We start from the raw sequence: 14,747 nt of genomic DNA, 5'->3' as shown, positions 1-14,747 counted from the left end.
CTATGACCACGCTCACCACCGCCCCATTGGCCCCCCTGCTTCACCGGTTATTCGAGGAGGCCGCCCTGGCTTCGCCAGAAGATAACCCTGCGTTCGCCGACATGCCTGCCGCGAACCTGGCCCGGCTGATGCGCAGCAAGACGCAATACCTGAACTTCTACAGCTCGCTCAAGGATTATCCGCTGGCCGTGTCACCGGCCACCGGTACGCTGCTGTACATGCTGGCGCGCAGCCACGGCGCGCGTAACGTGGTCGAATTCGGCACCTCGTTCGGCATTTCCACCCTGCACCTGGCTGCGGCCCTGCGCGACAACGGCGGTGGCCGCTTGATCAGCACGGAGTTCGAGCCGTCCAAGGTGGCCCGGGCGCGGCAAAACCTGAGCGCTGCCGGGCTGCTCGACCTGGTGGAAATCCGCGAGGGCGACGCCCTGCAGACCCTCGCCCAGGACCTGCCCGAGCACATCGACCTGCTGCTGCTCGACGGCGCCAAAGCGTTGTATCCCGACATCCTGCAGATGCTCGAAAACCGCCTCGCCCCAGGCGCGCTGGTCATCGCCGACGATGCCGAATACAGCCCCGAATACCTGGCCTTGGTGCGCCCGCCAGCTGCCGGGTACTTGTCGATGGCGATCGCCGAGGGCGTGGAATTGTCGATGCGGCTTGGGTGATCCCACGCCAAGCGGTAGGCTGGCATTTCCCGGCGGGCCCGCCGCCTCAGCACAAGGAACCGCAGTACATGCTCCCCCAGGCCGTCAGTGTCATCCAAGCCGACTACAACAACCCCGTGCACGCCAAGGCCCTGTGCGACCTGTTGGACCACTATGCCCGCGATGCCATGGGCGGCGGCGAGGCATTGCCCCATGACACCCTGACCAGGCTCGCGGGCGAACTGGCCAAGCGCTCGGATGCCTACAGCGTGCTGGCCTTCGCCGGTGATGCGCCGATAGGCCTGGTGAACTGCTTCGAAGGGTTTTCCACCTTCGCCTGCCGCCCGCTGGTCAATGTGCACGATGTGGTGGTGCTTGACGGTTACCGCGGTCAAGGGATCGCCCAGCAAATGCTGACCGCCGCCGAAGCCATCGCCCGCGACCGCGGCTGCTGCAAGATGACCCTCGAAGTGCTGGAGGGTAATCACGGCGCACAGGCGGCCTACCGCAAGCTGGGTTACGAAGGGTTCGAGCTGGACCCTGCCATGGGCAAGGCGATGTTCTGGCAGAAGGCGTTGTAGGTCGCAAGGGGCTCCGCCCAACCCTACAGGTAACGCCCCCCGCTCGTGCGGCTAGCCCGGGGCACCTACGCCAAGCGCCGCGCACCTGCTACCCTGCCCACGCCTCTCACTTACGGATGGAGCCTTCACGCATGCGGTTTACTTTCGCCTTTTCCTTGCTGGCGGCGGGTGTGCTCGCCGCGGTGCCAGTTGCCCAAGCCTCGACGCTGATCTATTGCTCCGAAGCCAGCCCGGCGGGCTTTGATCCGGCCCAATACACCTCGGGCACAGAGTTCGACGCGGCGGCGGAAACCGTCTTCAACCGCCTGGTGCAGTTCAAGCGAGGCGACACCCAGCTCGAGCCAGGCCTCGCCACCCGGTGGGAGGTGAGTGCCGACGGCAAGACCTATACCTTCCACCTGCGCGAGGGGGTCAAGTTCCATACCACGGCCTACTTCACCCCCAGCCGGGATTTCAACGCCGACGATGTGCTGTTCACCTTCGAGCGCATGCTCGACAAAGACCAACCGTTCCGTAAGGCGTACCCCAGCGAATTCCCTTACTTCACCGACATGGAACTGGACCAGAACATCGCCGAGCTGAAAAAGCTGGACGACCACACCGTGGTGTTCGTGCTCAAGAACACGGACGCGGCCTTCGCCGCGGACCTGGCCATGAGCTTCGCATCGATCCAGTCCGCCGAGTATGCCGCCCAACTGCTCAAGGCCGGGCACCCGGAACAGCTCAATCAGCAACCGGTAGGCACCGGCCCCTTTGTGTTCAGCCGCTACCAGAAAGATGCAGTCATCCGCTACAAGGGCAACACCGCGTATTGGAAGCCTGAAGACGTGAAGCTCGACGAGCTGGTATTCGCCATCACCCCGGACGCCGCCACCCGCCTGCAGAAGCTTAAAACCGGCGAGTGCCAGGTCAGCGGCTACGCCCGCCCGGCAGACATTGCCGAAATCAAGCAAGACCCGAAACTCATGGTGCTGGAGCAGCCGGGCTTCAACGTCGGCTTCCTTGCCTACAACACCCAGCACCCACCGCTGGACAAGCCCGAAGTGCGCCAGGCGCTGGACATGGCCATCAACAAGAGGGCCATCGTCGACACCGTGTTCCAAGGCGCGGGCCAGGTGGCGCAGAACGTGATGCCACCCACGCAGTGGTCCTATGACAAGAGCATTCAGGGCGCGCCCTACAACCCGGAAAAAGCCCGCAAGCTGCTTGAGGCCGCCGGGGTCAAGCCCGACACCGAGATCACCCTGTGGGCGATGACCGTACAACGCGCCTCCAACCCGAACGCGCGGCAGTCGGCGCAGATGATCCAGCAGGATTGGGCCAAGGTCGGCATCAAGGCCAGGATCGTCAGCTACGAATGGGGCGAGTACATCAAGCGCGCCAAAGCCGGCGAGCACGACGTGATGACCTACGGCTGGACCGGTGACAACGGTGACCCGGACAACTGGCTCGGCGTGCTCTACGGCTGCAGCGCCATCGGCGGCAGCAACTATGCCCGCTGGTGCAACAAGGACGTGGACGGGTTGATCCAGAAGGCCAAGGCCCTCACCGACCGCGACGAACGCAGCCGGCTGTATGTGCAGGCCCAGCAGATCATCCGCCAGCAGATGCCGGTCAGCCCCATGGCCCATTCGGTGGTGGCGCAGCCGATGAGCAAGAACGTGCAGGGGTTCAAGATCAACCCCTTCGGTGTCACCGGCTTCTACGGCGTGAGCCTGAAGTAAACGCGTAACCCCCGTAGGAGCGGTTGATCCGCGAACAAGCACAACGCGTTCAGGGCAACCTCGCGTTATCGCCCATTCGCGGATAAACCCGCGCCTACACCACTAGGTGCCCTTGGTTTCCATCAGGCAGTTGCCCCCGTCGACCACCAGCACTTCGCCGGTGATGTAGCTCGCTTCCGGAGAGGCCAGAAAGGCCACGGCGGCGGCCACTTCCGCAGGGGCCCCAGCGCGGCCCACCGGCACATGGCTGGCCGCCCGGGCTTCCTCGGCGGTGCTCGAAGCGGTGGCGATCCACCCGGGCGCCACGCTGTTCACAGTGATGCCCTCCTTGGCCACTTCCAGCGCCAGGGCCATGTTCATCCCCACCATGCCTGCCTTGGCTGCGCTATAGGCAGCTTCGCCTGGGTTGCTGCCACGGGTGCCCGTGGTGGAGCTGACCTGCACGACGCGCCCGTAGCGTCGCTCGCGCATGCCCGGCAGCACCGCACGGGTAAGCAAAAAGGCGCTGGTGAGGTTGCGGTTGAGCGACAGGTTCCATATGGCCAGGTCCATCGTCGACACCTCAGCATAAGGCTCGGCGCTGCCCTGCATGGCCATGCCAGCGTTGTTGACCAGCACATCGATCCGCCCCCAGCGAGCTTCGGCCCAGGCGGCGAAGGCGACCACCTGCGCTTCGTCGGTCAGATCAGCCGGCTGCCCCTCTACCTCGAACCCCTGGGCGCGCAGTTCGGCGACCCGTTCAGCGATGCGTGCGCTGCTCGCCGTCACCACCAGGCGAGCGCCCAGGCGACCCAAACGGCGGGCGATCGCCATGCCGATACCCTGCTCACTGCCCGCACCGCTGATAAGCGCGACCTGCCCTGCCCATCCTTTCTCGCTCATATGCCGCTCCTCGAGCGCGAGCGCATGGTTGCGCCCCGCGCAGAGGTTCTACCCGACATCGGGCTCGATCGGCAATCGCGGTGAACCTAGCGTGGTTCGAGGTTGAGCAGGTCCTCGATCAAACCAGGTCCATCGGGGTTCCAGCCCAGGGCCTGGCGGGTCTTGGCGCTGCTGGCGGAGAGGTCCTTGTCGACGAAGGTCATCAGCCAGCCGAAATGCGCGGCCGCGTCTTGCGCCGCCAGGGGCTTGGTGGGCAGGCCGAGGGCTTGGCCAATGGCCTCGGCGATGCGATGGAAAGGAATCGCCGACTCGGCGGTGGCATGGTAGCGCGCACCCGGGGTGGCCTTTTCCAGGGCTAGGCGGTACAGCCGGGCAGTGTCGTTCACATGGGCGGCAGACCAGGCGTTGCGCCCTTCGCCCACATAGGCCGACACCCCGGTTTGCCTGGCGAGCGCGATCAGGTAGGTCACCAGGCCTTGCTTGTGGGTGTCGTGGATCTGCGACAGGCGCATCACCGACAGGTTCACGCCCCGCTGCAGCACGTCATGCCCCGCCAGTTCAGAGGCGACCCGGGGCATGGGGTGGTGCGGGTCGAAGTGTTCTTCCACTGCCAGTTGCCCTGGCCCGGGCGCGCCCAGGGCGGTGCCGGACGTTATGATCAGCGGCCGTGCAGTCCCCTCAAGGGCCGCGCCCAGGGCAAGAATGGCCTGCCGGTCCTTTTCGCAGTTTTCCTGGAAATGCTCGAAGCGATGGTCGAACGCCGTATGAATCACGCCATCGCATTGGGCGGCGCCCCGCTGCAAGCTGGGTAGGTCTTGAAGCTCGCCCCGGTGGGCCTCGCCGCCGATGGCTTCCAGGGCCCTGGCGCCTTCCTCCGACCGTGTGAGCCCGAGCACCTGATGCCCGGCCTCTAGCAATTCCCGCGCAACCTGGCTGCCGATGAACCCTGTGGAACCGGTGAGAAATACCCGCATGCCCGTGTCTCCGTTTGCTGAAAATGCGAGGATGGGCCTAGGCTGGCTACCGTAAAAGCCGGGACATTATCAGGGTATAGCCACTAACAGGATTGCCATGCCAACCCCACCTCCTCATTTGCTTGGGCACTACCTCAAAGACTGCCGTTCCCGCCTGGACCCATCTGCGCTTGGGCTGCCCCTAGGCCGGCGGCGCACCCCCGGGCTGCGCCGCGAGGAAGTCGCCCAGCGCGCCAATATCAGCCCCACCTGGTACACCTGGCTGGAGCAAGGCCGGGGCGGCGCGCCCTCGGCCAGCGTGCTGGACCGTATCGCGCAGGCGCTGTTGATGACCGAGCCAGAGCGCGAGCATTTGTTCATGCTCGCCTTCGGTCACCCACCGCAAGCGGTGTACAAAGCGCCGGAAGGGGTGACGCCGCGCCTGCAACGGTTGCTTGACCGCCTGGATGCCAGCCCGGCTTTCATCAAGACCGCCACCTGGGACGTGCTGGCCTGGAACCCGGCCGCGGCAGTGGTGTTCACCGACTATGGCAAGCTGCCGGTGCGCGAGCGCAACATCCTGCGGCTGATGTTCGCCGCCCCGCAGGTGCACGCCAAGCAAGGGGACTGGCAGGCGGTCGCGCGCTTCGTGGTGGGCGTGTTCCGTGCCGAAGCCGTGCGTGCTGGCGCCACTTCCGAGGTGGCCAGGCTGGCCGATGAGCTCTGTGCACTCAGCCCCGAGTTCACTGCCCTATGGCAGGACAACGACGTGCGGGTGCACGGCGAGGGCACCAAGCGGCTCCAGCACCCAGCCCTGGGGCTGATCGAGCTGGAGTATTCCAGCTTTGCCGTGGATGGCCGCCCCGACCTGAGCATGGTCGTATACAACCCCACCAGCGAAGCCGACGCCCAACGCATTCGCGCACTTGCAAGGGCCAATCTGGCCTGAAGACGCCGAGACCCCACCCCTGGCGATTCGTTCCGACGGCCGGTGAATTAATTTTAAAAAGCCACTAGTGGCAATTAACCGGCGTCAATATAATGCGCCACCTCGCACGCCCTACCGGGCAAGCAATGGACGTCATTACCCTTACAAGGAACTGTTCGTGAAAGCGATTTCTACCCGGGTTGCCCTGCCTGTGCTGGCAGCCCTCGGCCTGGCCGCCCTCGCCGGCTGCGCCGCCACCGAAACCTCCCGCGCACTGCCCGTGGCACAGGTCGATAGTGTCGCCCGGCCCTACAGTGGCCCACGCTCGCCCATCTCGGTGGGCAAGTTCGACAACCGCTCCAGCTACATGCGCGGGATTTTCTCCGACGGCGTGGACCGCCTTGGCAGCCAGGCCAAGACCATCCTCGTCACCCACCTGCAGCAGACCGGCCGCTTCAACGTGCTGGACCGCGACAACCTCGGCGAAACCCAGCAAGAAGCCGCCTTCAAAGGCCAGGCCCAGCGGATCAAGGGCGCCGACTACGTAGTGACCGGCGACGTTACCGAGTTCGGCCGCAAAGAGGTGGGCGACCAGGAGCTGTTCGGCATCCTTGGCCGCGCCAAGACCCAGGTGGCCTACGCCAAGGTGGCACTGAACATCGTCGACAGCGCGACTTCCGAAGTGGTGTATTCGACCCAGGGCGCCGGTGAATACGCTCTGTCCAACCGCGAGATCATCGGCTTCGGCGGGACCGCCAGCTATGACTCGACCTTGAACGGCAAGGTGCTGGACCTGGCCCTGCGCGAGGCAGTGAACAAGCTGGTGAGCGCCGTGGACAGCGGTGCCTGGAAACCCCAACACTGATCAAAGGAATGACGCATGAACATCGCATTCAAATGCGCCGCCGCCGTTTTGGTGTGCGGCTGGCTGGCCGGCTGCGCCGGGCCGCGGACGCTGTACCAGTGGGAAGGCTACCAGGCCCAGGTGCGCGGCTACTTCAAGGGTGAATCCAAGGAAGCCCAATTGCAGGCGCTGGATGAGGGCCTCGAGCGGATCAAGGCCAAGAACGGCGCGGTGCCACCGGGCTACCACGCGCAGATCGGCCTGCTTTGCGCCGATCTCGGCCAACCGGCACGGATGACGCAGGAATTCCAGGCGGAGAAAGCGCTGTTTCCCGAGTCCGCCCCATACATGGACTTCCTGCTGAAGAATGCCGGCGTCAAGACCGCCTCGGCCACCGGGGTGCCGGCCACCGGGATGCCGGCCACCGGAGTGCCGGCCACCGGAGCATCGGCGGCCGCCAGCACCGCCAACGCCACGACCGTCGCTACCCAAGGAGGGACCTCGCTATGAACCCATGGATCAAAGGGCTGGCGCTGCTCGTGCTGGCCGGCATCGCCAGCGGCTGTGCGCCGGTGAAAACCGTCGATTATCAAGCCTACAAGCAAGCCCGCCCGCGCTCGATCGTGGTGCTGCCGCCGCTGAACGAATCGCCGGACGTCAAAGCCACCTACAGCATGTTGTCCCAGGTCACCGTGCCCCTGGCCGAGGCCGGCTACTACGTGGTGCCGGTCGCGCTGATGGACGAGACCTTCCGCCAGAACGGCGTGACTGCCGCGGGCGATATCCACCAGTTGCCACCTGCCAAGTTGCGGGAAATCTATGGCGCCGATGCCGGGCTGTACATCACCGTGAGCGACTACGGCACCAAGTACATGGTGCTCAGCAGCGCGACCATCGTGACCGCCCACGCCCGCCTGGTCGACCTCAAGACCGGCACTACCCTATGGACCGGTACCGCCAGCGCTTCCAGCGCGGAAAACCAGAACAACAGTGGCGGTGGCTTGGTAGGGATGTTGATCGTCGCGGCGGTCAATCAGATCATCGCCAGCGCGTCCGACGACGCCGGCTATCCCATCGCCGGCATGACCAGCGGCCGGTTGTTGTCCGCCGGGCAACGCGCCGGGCTGCTCTATGGGCCACGCTCGCCGCGCTACGGCACCGACTGAACGCTGTTCACCGGCCTTGCGGCCGCGCCCTATGCCGAGCGCGCGCCGCCGCCGCTGAGCACTTCAGGGGCAATGCTCAGGCTTGGGTTGAGGCTTGAGCCGGCGCGTCGATCGACCGTTCGCACTGCATCGAAGGGATGACCCCAGGTATCAGGGGAACGCGGGCAGAACCTGCTTTGCACGACCGGCCGGCGGCTAAACCCTTAGGGTGCTAAACACCACGGCAATCCGGCCGATACGCCAGCATCAGGGGTGCCCGCCCCTTCAAGAGCCCGTTCTCGATGCTGTTGTTCAAGGATCAAGCCACTAGCCACGTACAGATCGCTCGCCGCGCCATGGTAGTGGTGTGCCTGTCGCTGGGCGCGCTGTTTTCGATGGCGATGATCACGCTGGTACTGATCGCTCACCAGGAGAACCGGCACCAGGCAGAGCACAGTGAATCCGATGCGCGCAGGGCGCTCAACGCCAACCTCGACCTGCTAAGCCGTGCGATAAAGGACTACGCCTTCTGGAACGACGCCTATGACCGGGTGGGCGCGCCGCGGATCGACATGGCCTGGGCCTATGAGAGCGACAACATCGGCCCGTCGCTGTACACCAATTATTCCTTGGAAGGCGTGTTCGTGGTCGGCCCCGACCAGGCCACGCGCTATGCCATCATCGGCGGCCACCTGAGCCAGGACCAAGCCCAGGCGTTCATCGGTACCGACCTTGGCCCACTGCTGGCCGATGCCCACCGCCAAGCCGCTAACGAAGGCACCAGCTACGGGTTCTACACCGTCAATGGGCAACCGGCCATCGTGTATGCGGCGGTGATCAAGCCCACTACCCACGCACCACGAACCGGCGTCGACAGCCTCGCCTGCATGCTGTTCGTGGACATCCTCGATCCGGCCAAGCTTGACCATTGGGAGCAGGACTATGGCCTGCATCAATTGCACGTGGACCTGTCCACCGTCGCCCAGGGCATGCCCAACCTGATCATGCAAAGCGGTACGGGCGGCGCGTTGCGGTTGCGCTGGACCGCGGAGAACCCAGGCGACAACTTCCTGCGCTCGATGCTGCCCCTGCTGGGGCTGACCGCGCTAACGTTCGCCTTGCTGATGAGCTGGATCTACCGCTCCGCCCTGACGGCCGCGGGGCTGATCGACGAGGGCAAGAGCCGCTTGGCCGTCAGCGAGGAGCGCTTCCGTACCGTGGCCGAAGCCTCGTCGGACTGGATCTGGGAAACCGACGCCAATGGCCGCCTGGTGTACCTGTCCGAGCGCTTCGCCACCATCACCGGCTTCCCGGCCCAAACCTGGCTCAACCGCCCGCTGTGCGACCTGCTTGAATTCGACCGCGCCGCGTTTCGCCGCATGGCCCTGGAACCGGGTGCGGCAGGCAGCCGCAAGCTGGAGAGCCAGCACCTGGACAGCGGCGGGCGGCAACGCTGGTGCAGCTTGTCTGCGCGGGTCATTCGCAGCGGCGATCGCATCAGTGGCTACCGCGGCACCGTGTCAGACGTGACCGCCGAAACCGAGGCACGGGCTCATATCAAGCACCTGTCCCAGCACGATGCCCTCACCGGCCTGGCCAACCGCAGCTTCCTCCACGGCTACCTGCACAACCGGCTGAGCCACGGCCTCAGCGCAGACAACCCGCTGTTGCTGCTGAGCCTGGACCTAGACCGCTTCAAACCGATCAACGACACCCTTGGCCATGGCGCTGGCGACCAGGTGCTGTGCGAGGTCGCCAACCGGCTGCGAAGTGCCGTGCGCGACTGCGACCTGGTGGCCCGGCTGGGCGGCGATGAATTCGTGATCGTTGGCTGTGACCTGCCCGCAACCTTCGACGTGGAAAGATTCTGCGCCCGGCTATGCGAGGCGGTGGCTCAGCCACTGCTGGTGGAGGGCCATGAAGTGTCTGTGAGCGTGAGCATCGGCGTGGTGCTGTCCCCCGCGGACGGTGCCCAGGCCAGCGACCTGCTGCGCTATGCCGATATCGCCCTGTATGAGGCCAAGGCCGCGGGGCGCAACAATTGGCGCTTCTACGTCGCGGAAATGAACCAGCGGGTTCTGGAGCGGCGGCGGGTCGAAACCGACCTGCGCCAGGCCCTGCGCGGCAATGAGCTGTTCTTGGAATACCAGCCGCGCGTGGACCTGCCCGGCAACCGGCTGGCTGCCGCCGAAGCGCTGGTGCGCTGGCGCCACCCTGAGCGCGGGCTATTACCGCCCGGGCAATTCATCGCCGTGGCGGAGGAATCCGGGCTGATCGTCGCGCTGAGTGACTGGGTGCTGCGCCACGCCTGCGAAGAAGCGCTCGGCTGGGCCAAGCCGCTGATGGTCTCGGTAAACCTTTCTTCGGTCGAGTTCCAGCGCGGTGACCTGGTCGCGCGGGTGCAAGCGGCCCTGGACGCCTCGGGCCTGCCTGCGCACCGGCTGGAGCTGGAAATCACTGAAAGCGTGCTGCTCGACGACGCCAACAAGGCGCTGCATACCATGCAAAAACTCAAAGGCATCGGGGTGCGCCTGGCCATGGACGACTTCGGCACGGGCTATTCATCCCTGAGTTATTTGCGGGCTTATCCCTTCGACGCGCTGAAGATCGACCGCAGTTTCATCTCCGATCTGGGCGGTGCGGGGCCTAGCCGGGCGATCATCCGGGCCATCGTTGACCTGGGTAAGGCCCTGGGCCTGACCGTGGTCGCCGAGGGCATCGAAACCCAGGCACAGCTGGAGCAACTGTGCGGGATTGCCTGCGACCAGGGCCAGGGCTACCTGCTGGGGCGGCCGATGCCAGCGGAGCGCTTGCGCGCTTTGTTCGAGCAAGCGCTGCCCGAGGCGTTGTAGGGATGGGGCCGGCGCTGCGGCCCTAGGGCGAACCCAGCCCGCACTGGCAGAGCTGCAACGCTGCGCTAAAGTTGTACGACGTCTGCCAACCGGTGGCGATTACAACGATAAGGAATGCGCATTTATGAAAGTATCGAAACTGCTGTTGGGCCTGGTGTGCCTGTATGCAGGCATGGTGGCGGCGGCGCAGCCGACCTCGGAGCAGGAAGTGGCCGAGGCCGTAGGCAAGCTGACCCAAGCCATGTGGCACAAGGACATTCCGCAACTCCAGGCACTGACCGCCGACAACCTCAGCTACGGCCACTCCAGCGGCAACATCCAGGACAAGCAAGCGTTCATCGCCGATATCGAGACCGGCCGCAGCGGCTTCGACCGCCTGGAAATGCTCAACCAAACGATCACCCTCTCTGGCGATACCGCGCTGGTGCGCAACCACTTCTCGGCGGATGCGGTGAACAGCGGCAAGAAGGTGCCCACCGAGATCGAAAACTTCCAGGTGTGGCAAAAGCAGCACGGCAAATGGCTGCTGATCGGGCGGCAGGCGTTCCGGTTCTGAGGGTCGCCGTCGTCAGCGGCGCCCTGGCGGCCGTGCAGAACCATTGCCCTCGCACGATGCTCTGAGCATACACGTCGCCTGCCATGAGCCCTGCCAATGACCACCGCTACAGCCTCTGACACCCTTCGCCGCGTGGTGACTACCCCGCTACTGATGCTGTTCATTCTTGGCGATGTGTTGGGGGCTGGGGTGTATGCGCTGGCCGGCACCATTGCCGGTCGCGTGGGAGGGGCGATCTGGGCTCCGTTGCTGATCGCGCTGTGCTTCGCCCTGCTGACGGCCGCATCCTACGCCGAGCTGGTTACCAAATACCCTCGCGCCGGCGGCGCGGCGGTGTTCGCCGAGCGGGCGTTCGGCAAGCCGCTGCTGTCGTTTCTGGTGGGCTTTTCGATGCTGGCGGCGGGCGTTACCAGCGCCGCGGGGCTGGCCAAGGCGTTTGCCGGAGACTACCTCGGCGCTTTCGTGCAATGGCCGCCCGGCTGGGTCGCTGCGGGGTTTCTGCTGGTGATCGCGTTGCTCAATGCCCGCGGTATCAAGGAGTCGCTCAGCGCCAACCTGGTGATGACCCTGGTCGAGCTCAGCGGCTTGCTGCTGGTGGTGCTGGCCGCCGCCTGGTTCACCGCCGGTGGCCATGCGGTGCCCGAGCGCCTGCTGGAGATCGACGCCCAGGCCCCGGCGGCGGCGATACTCGGCGCATCGCTGCTGGCGTTCTACTCCTTCGTGGGCTTCGAAACCTCGGCCAACCTCGCCGAGGAAGTGCAGGACGTGCGCCGCGCCTATCCACGCGCGCTGTTCGGCGCGCTGCTGATTGCCGGCGCCATGTACCTGCTGGTGGGCGCGGGCGCCGCGCTGGTGCTGCCGGTGGCGCAGCTCAAAGCGTCGAGCGCGCCCTTGATGGAAGTGATCACCGCTTCCGGGCTGGGCATCCCGCCGCGTTGGTTCGCGGTTATCGCGCTGATCGCCGTGGCCAACGGCGCGCTGCTGACGATGATCATGGCCAGCCGGCTCACCTACGGCATGGCCCGTGAGGGGTTGCTGCCCGCGCTGTTCGGCCGCGTGCTGCCGCGCCGCCGCACGCCCGGTTTGGCGATTATCGCGACCACGCTGGTGGCCATCGCCCTGATCTTTACCAGCACGCTGGAAGTACTGGCCGAGACCGTGGTGCTGCTGTTGCTGTTCGTGTTCCTGAGCACCAACGTCGCGGTGCTGGTGCTCAAGCGAGACAAGGTCAGCGCCGACCATTTTCACGTGCACTGGCTGTTCCCACTGCTGGCGGTGCTGTCCTGCCTGCTGCTGCTCGCCCAGCAAAGCCCGGCCACCTGGGTGCGGGCGGGGTTGATGCTCGGCGTGGGGCTGCTGCTGTATGGGGTTAGCCGGGGAATGAGCCGCAGCCTGTAGGCTGCTGGCGCCCACTTCGCTCAGGTGCCCTTTAAAAATCCACCTTGCCGCGCCCGGCCTTGAGGGTGCCGCGCTTGCCCTTGGCATCCAGGCGGCGCGTCTTGGAAGCGCGGGTCGGCTTGGTCGGGCGGCGGGCTTTCTCGACGCGGGTGGCGGCCAGGATCAGCTCGCGCAGCCGCTCCAGGGCATCGGCACGGTTCTGCTCCTGGGTTCGATACTGCTGGGCCTTGATCACGATCACCCCCTCGCCGCTGATACGGCTATCGCGCAGGGCCAGCAAGCGCTCCTTGTAGAACGGCGGCAGCGACGAGGCGTGGATGTCGAAACGTAAGTGCACCGCGCTGGACACCTTGTTCACGTTCTGCCCGCCAGCGCCCTGGGCGCGGATGGCGCTCAGTTCGATCTCGCTGTCGGGCAGTTGAACGCTGTTGGAGAGGTCCAGCATGTGGCGGCCTGTGGTGGGCAAAAGGTGCCCTACCATGCCCGGATTACCCGCCGCCGGCAACGTCGACGGCAGGTGCTCAGGCGACCGGTTCCAGTTCCACCGTCGCCAGGGTCATGCCCAGCGCCAGGGCCACGCCCGCGCCATAGGCCGGGTCGGCTTTGAGGCAGTTCTCGATATGCCGGCGCTGGAAGGCCACATCGGCATGGCCGATCTGCCGCGCGGTGTTGTCGAACAGGGTCTGGCGCTGCGCCGGGGTCATCAGGCGGAACAGGTTACCTGGCTGCTCGTAGTGGTCCTCGTCCACGTTGTGGTCCCAATGCGCGGCGGCACCGTCCAAGGTCAAGGGCGGCTCCACCAGCTCCGGGCGGTCGTGCCAGTTGCCCAGGCTGTTGGGGAAGTAGGTCGGCGCCGCGCCGCCGTTGCCATCCACGCGCATCGCGCCGTCACGGTGGTAGCTGTGGGTGGGGATGACCGGTGCGTTGACCGGGATCTGATTGAAGTTCACCCCCAGGCGATACCGCTGAGTGTCGCCATACGAGAACAGCCGCGCTTGCAGCATGCGGTCTGGCGAGAAGCCAATGCCGGGCACCACGTTGGCCGGCGAGAACGCCGCCTGCTCGACTTCGGCGAAGAAGTTCGCCGGGTTGCGGTTGAGCTCCAGCACGCCCACCTCATGCAGCGGGAATTCGGCCTTCGGCCACACCTTGGTCAGGTCGAACGGGTTGTGCCGGTGCTGCCGTGCCTGGGCGTCGGTCATGATCTGCACGTGCAGCGTCCAGCGCGGGAAGTTGCCCGCCTCGATGCTCTCGTAGAGGTCGCGATGGTGGCTCTCGCGGTCCTGGCCGATCACTGCCTGGGCCTCGGCGTCGGTGAGGTTTTCGATGCCTTGTTGGCTGTGGAAGTGGAACTTGACCCAGCAGCGCTCGTTGGCGGCATTGATGAAGCTGAAGGTGTGGCTGCCAAAGCCATGCATGTGGCGATAACTGCGCGGGATGCCGCGCTCGCTCATCACGATGGTCACCTGGTGCAGCGCTTCGGGCAGCAGGGACCAGAAGTCCCAGTTGATATTGGCACTGCGCATGCCGGTGTGGGGGTCGCGCTTGACCGCGCGGTTCAGGTCCGGGAAACGCAGCGGGTCGCGGAAGAAAAACACCGGGGTGTTGTTGCCGACGATGTCCCAATTGCCCTCGTCGGTGTAGAACTTCACTGCGAAGCCGCGGATGTCGCGCTCGGCGTCGGCGGCGCCGCGCTCGCCGGCCACCGTGGAGAAGCGCAGGAACACCGGCGTTTGCTTGCCCACCTCGGCGAACACCGATGCCTTGCTGAAGCGGCTGATGTCCCGGGTCACGGTGAAGTGGCCGAAGGCGCCGGAACCCTTGGCGTGCATGCGCCGCTCCGGGATCACTTCGCGGTCGAAATGGGCGAGTTTTTCCAGCAGCCAGATGTCTTGCAGCAAGGCCGGCCCACGCGGGCCCGCGGTCTGGATGTTGAGGTTGTCGACCACCGGCGCACCGTTGGCATGGGTAATGTTCTTCTGGGTCATGGCGGTCCTTCCAGGGGCGATACCGAAGCGGCGAATGCCTGTGCGGCCATGGTGGCGAGCAAGGTTTCGCGCACATAGAAAGGTTGTGCTATTGATTACGCCGCCATGCCGGCCGGGAGCTGCGACCCTTGACCGGTCGAGGTGGGAGTTTTCTTACAAAGTTGTCAGTTATCGGTCATGCTGGCGTACTGCTAACACGGCTATAACGCAGGGATTCCCTGCTCATTCGAACCTTGCTCATGCGCCTGC

13 protein-coding genes and 1 pseudogene are annotated in these 14,747 nt (G+C 65.4%); 10 read left to right on the top strand and 4 right to left on the bottom strand.

Annotated features, from left to right (window positions below; all coding sequences use genetic code 11):
* Window positions 1–2 precede the first annotated feature (2 nt).
* The 3 genes from OGL93_RS13330 (at window position 3) to OGL93_RS13320 (ending at window position 2,952) form a co-directional block, all read left to right on the top strand.
* On the top strand, window positions 3–668 hold the full coding sequence (locus tag OGL93_RS13330) for a class I SAM-dependent methyltransferase (protein WP_263263152.1): 666 nt from the start codon (window positions 3–5) through the stop codon (window positions 666–668).
* 68 nt (window positions 669–736) lie between these two features.
* Window positions 737–1,228, top strand: coding sequence for a GNAT family N-acetyltransferase (locus OGL93_RS13325; RefSeq protein ID WP_263263150.1), 492 nt, complete (start codon window positions 737–739; stop codon window positions 1,226–1,228).
* 131 nt (window positions 1,229–1,359) lie between these two features.
* Complete coding sequence (locus OGL93_RS13320) at window positions 1,360–2,952, top strand: ABC transporter substrate-binding protein (RefSeq protein ID WP_263263149.1); 1,593 nt, start codon at window positions 1,360–1,362, stop codon at window positions 2,950–2,952.
* A gap of 102 nt (window positions 2,953–3,054) precedes the next feature.
* On the opposite strand, the gene OGL93_RS13315 is transcribed toward OGL93_RS13320, so the two are convergent.
* Together OGL93_RS13315 and OGL93_RS13310 are read right to left on the bottom strand one after the other, a co-directional pair.
* Entirely contained in the window at window positions 3,055–3,834 is a 780-nt protein-coding gene (locus tag OGL93_RS13315) for an SDR family NAD(P)-dependent oxidoreductase (RefSeq protein WP_263263148.1), read from the bottom strand.
* A gap of 86 nt (window positions 3,835–3,920) precedes the next feature.
* Window positions 3,921–4,808 (bottom strand): SDR family oxidoreductase, encoded by an 888-nt coding sequence (locus OGL93_RS13310; protein WP_263263147.1) that lies wholly within the window; start codon window positions 4,806–4,808, stop codon window positions 3,921–3,923.
* A 97-nt stretch (window positions 4,809–4,905) separates the two neighbouring features.
* Here OGL93_RS13310 and OGL93_RS13305 point away from each other — a divergent pair, with 97 nt between their 5' ends.
* From OGL93_RS13305 to OGL93_RS13275, 7 genes and pseudogenes are all read left to right on the top strand, one after another.
* Window positions 4,906–5,736, top strand: coding sequence for a helix-turn-helix transcriptional regulator (locus OGL93_RS13305; RefSeq protein WP_263263146.1), 831 nt, complete (start codon window positions 4,906–4,908; stop codon window positions 5,734–5,736).
* 157 nt (window positions 5,737–5,893) lie between these two features.
* Complete coding sequence (locus OGL93_RS13300) at window positions 5,894–6,580, top strand: CsgG/HfaB family protein (protein WP_263263145.1); 687 nt, start codon at window positions 5,894–5,896, stop codon at window positions 6,578–6,580.
* A 15-nt stretch (window positions 6,581–6,595) separates the two neighbouring features.
* Window positions 6,596–6,931: pseudogene (locus tag OGL93_RS13295) on the top strand (DUF4810 domain-containing protein); the annotation flags it as partial.
* Window positions 6,932–7,065: 134 nt separating this feature from the next.
* Window positions 7,066–7,725, top strand: a complete 660-nt coding sequence (locus OGL93_RS13290) for a DUF799 domain-containing protein (RefSeq protein WP_263263144.1) — start codon at window positions 7,066–7,068, stop codon at window positions 7,723–7,725.
* A gap of 281 nt (window positions 7,726–8,006) precedes the next feature.
* Window positions 8,007–10,556 carry an EAL domain-containing protein gene (locus OGL93_RS13285; RefSeq protein ID WP_263263143.1) on the top strand — a complete coding sequence of 850 codons (2,550 nt, stop codon included), beginning with the start codon at window positions 8,007–8,009 and terminating at the stop codon, window positions 10,554–10,556.
* A gap of 124 nt (window positions 10,557–10,680) precedes the next feature.
* Complete coding sequence (locus OGL93_RS13280; protein WP_263263142.1) at window positions 10,681–11,112, top strand: nuclear transport factor 2 family protein; 432 nt, start codon at window positions 10,681–10,683, stop codon at window positions 11,110–11,112.
* A 96-nt stretch (window positions 11,113–11,208) separates the two neighbouring features.
* Window positions 11,209–12,510 (top strand): APC family permease, encoded by a 1,302-nt coding sequence (locus OGL93_RS13275; RefSeq protein ID WP_263263141.1) that lies wholly within the window; start codon window positions 11,209–11,211, stop codon window positions 12,508–12,510.
* Window positions 12,511–12,541: 31 nt separating this feature from the next.
* Here OGL93_RS13275 and arfB read toward each other — a convergent pair whose 3' ends face one another.
* On the bottom strand, window positions 12,542–12,955 hold the full coding sequence (arfB, locus tag OGL93_RS13270) for an alternative ribosome rescue aminoacyl-tRNA hydrolase ArfB (protein WP_263263140.1): 414 nt from the start codon (window positions 12,953–12,955) through the stop codon (window positions 12,542–12,544).
* Window positions 12,956–13,031: 76 nt separating this feature from the next.
* Entirely contained in the window at window positions 13,032–14,498 is a 1,467-nt protein-coding gene (locus tag OGL93_RS13265; RefSeq protein ID WP_263263139.1) for a catalase, read from the bottom strand.
* Between the last annotated feature and the right edge of the window lie 249 nt (window positions 14,499–14,747).

The sequence above is a fragment of the Pseudomonas sp. RIT-PI-S genome (genome assembly GCF_025642975.1).
GTDB lineage: Bacteria > Pseudomonadota > Gammaproteobacteria > Pseudomonadales > Pseudomonadaceae > Aquipseudomonas.
Note: the sequence above shows the minus strand (reverse complement) of the source record. Positions and strands in the feature narration are given on the sequence as shown.

Bases quoted from the DNA above. Each gene is read 5' to 3' on its own strand.
- OGL93_RS13330 (WP_263263152.1), top strand. From the start codon at position 3: ATGACCACGCTCACCACCGCCCCATTGGCCCCCCTGCTTCACCGGTTA.
- OGL93_RS13325 (WP_263263150.1), top strand. From the start codon at position 737: ATGCTCCCCCAGGCCGTCAGTGTCATCCAAGCCGACTACAACAACCCC.
- OGL93_RS13320 (WP_263263149.1), top strand. From the start codon at position 1,360: ATGCGGTTTACTTTCGCCTTTTCCTTGCTGGCGGCGGGTGTGCTCGCC.
- OGL93_RS13315 (WP_263263148.1), bottom strand. From the start codon at position 3,834: ATGAGCGAGAAAGGATGGGCAGGGCAGGTCGCGCTTATCAGCGGTGCG.
- OGL93_RS13310 (WP_263263147.1), bottom strand. From the start codon at position 4,808: ATGCGGGTATTTCTCACCGGTTCCACAGGGTTCATCGGCAGCCAGGTT.
- OGL93_RS13305 (WP_263263146.1), top strand. From the start codon at position 4,906: ATGCCAACCCCACCTCCTCATTTGCTTGGGCACTACCTCAAAGACTGC.
- OGL93_RS13290 (WP_263263144.1), top strand. From the start codon at position 7,066: ATGAACCCATGGATCAAAGGGCTGGCGCTGCTCGTGCTGGCCGGCATC.
- OGL93_RS13285 (WP_263263143.1), top strand. From the start codon at position 8,007: ATGCTGTTGTTCAAGGATCAAGCCACTAGCCACGTACAGATCGCTCGC.
- OGL93_RS13280 (WP_263263142.1), top strand. From the start codon at position 10,681: ATGAAAGTATCGAAACTGCTGTTGGGCCTGGTGTGCCTGTATGCAGGC.
- OGL93_RS13275 (WP_263263141.1), top strand. From the start codon at position 11,209: ATGACCACCGCTACAGCCTCTGACACCCTTCGCCGCGTGGTGACTACC.
- arfB (WP_263263140.1), bottom strand. From the start codon at position 12,955: ATGCTGGACCTCTCCAACAGCGTTCAACTGCCCGACAGCGAGATCGAA.
- OGL93_RS13265 (WP_263263139.1), bottom strand. From the start codon at position 14,498: ATGACCCAGAAGAACATTACCCATGCCAACGGTGCGCCGGTGGTCGAC.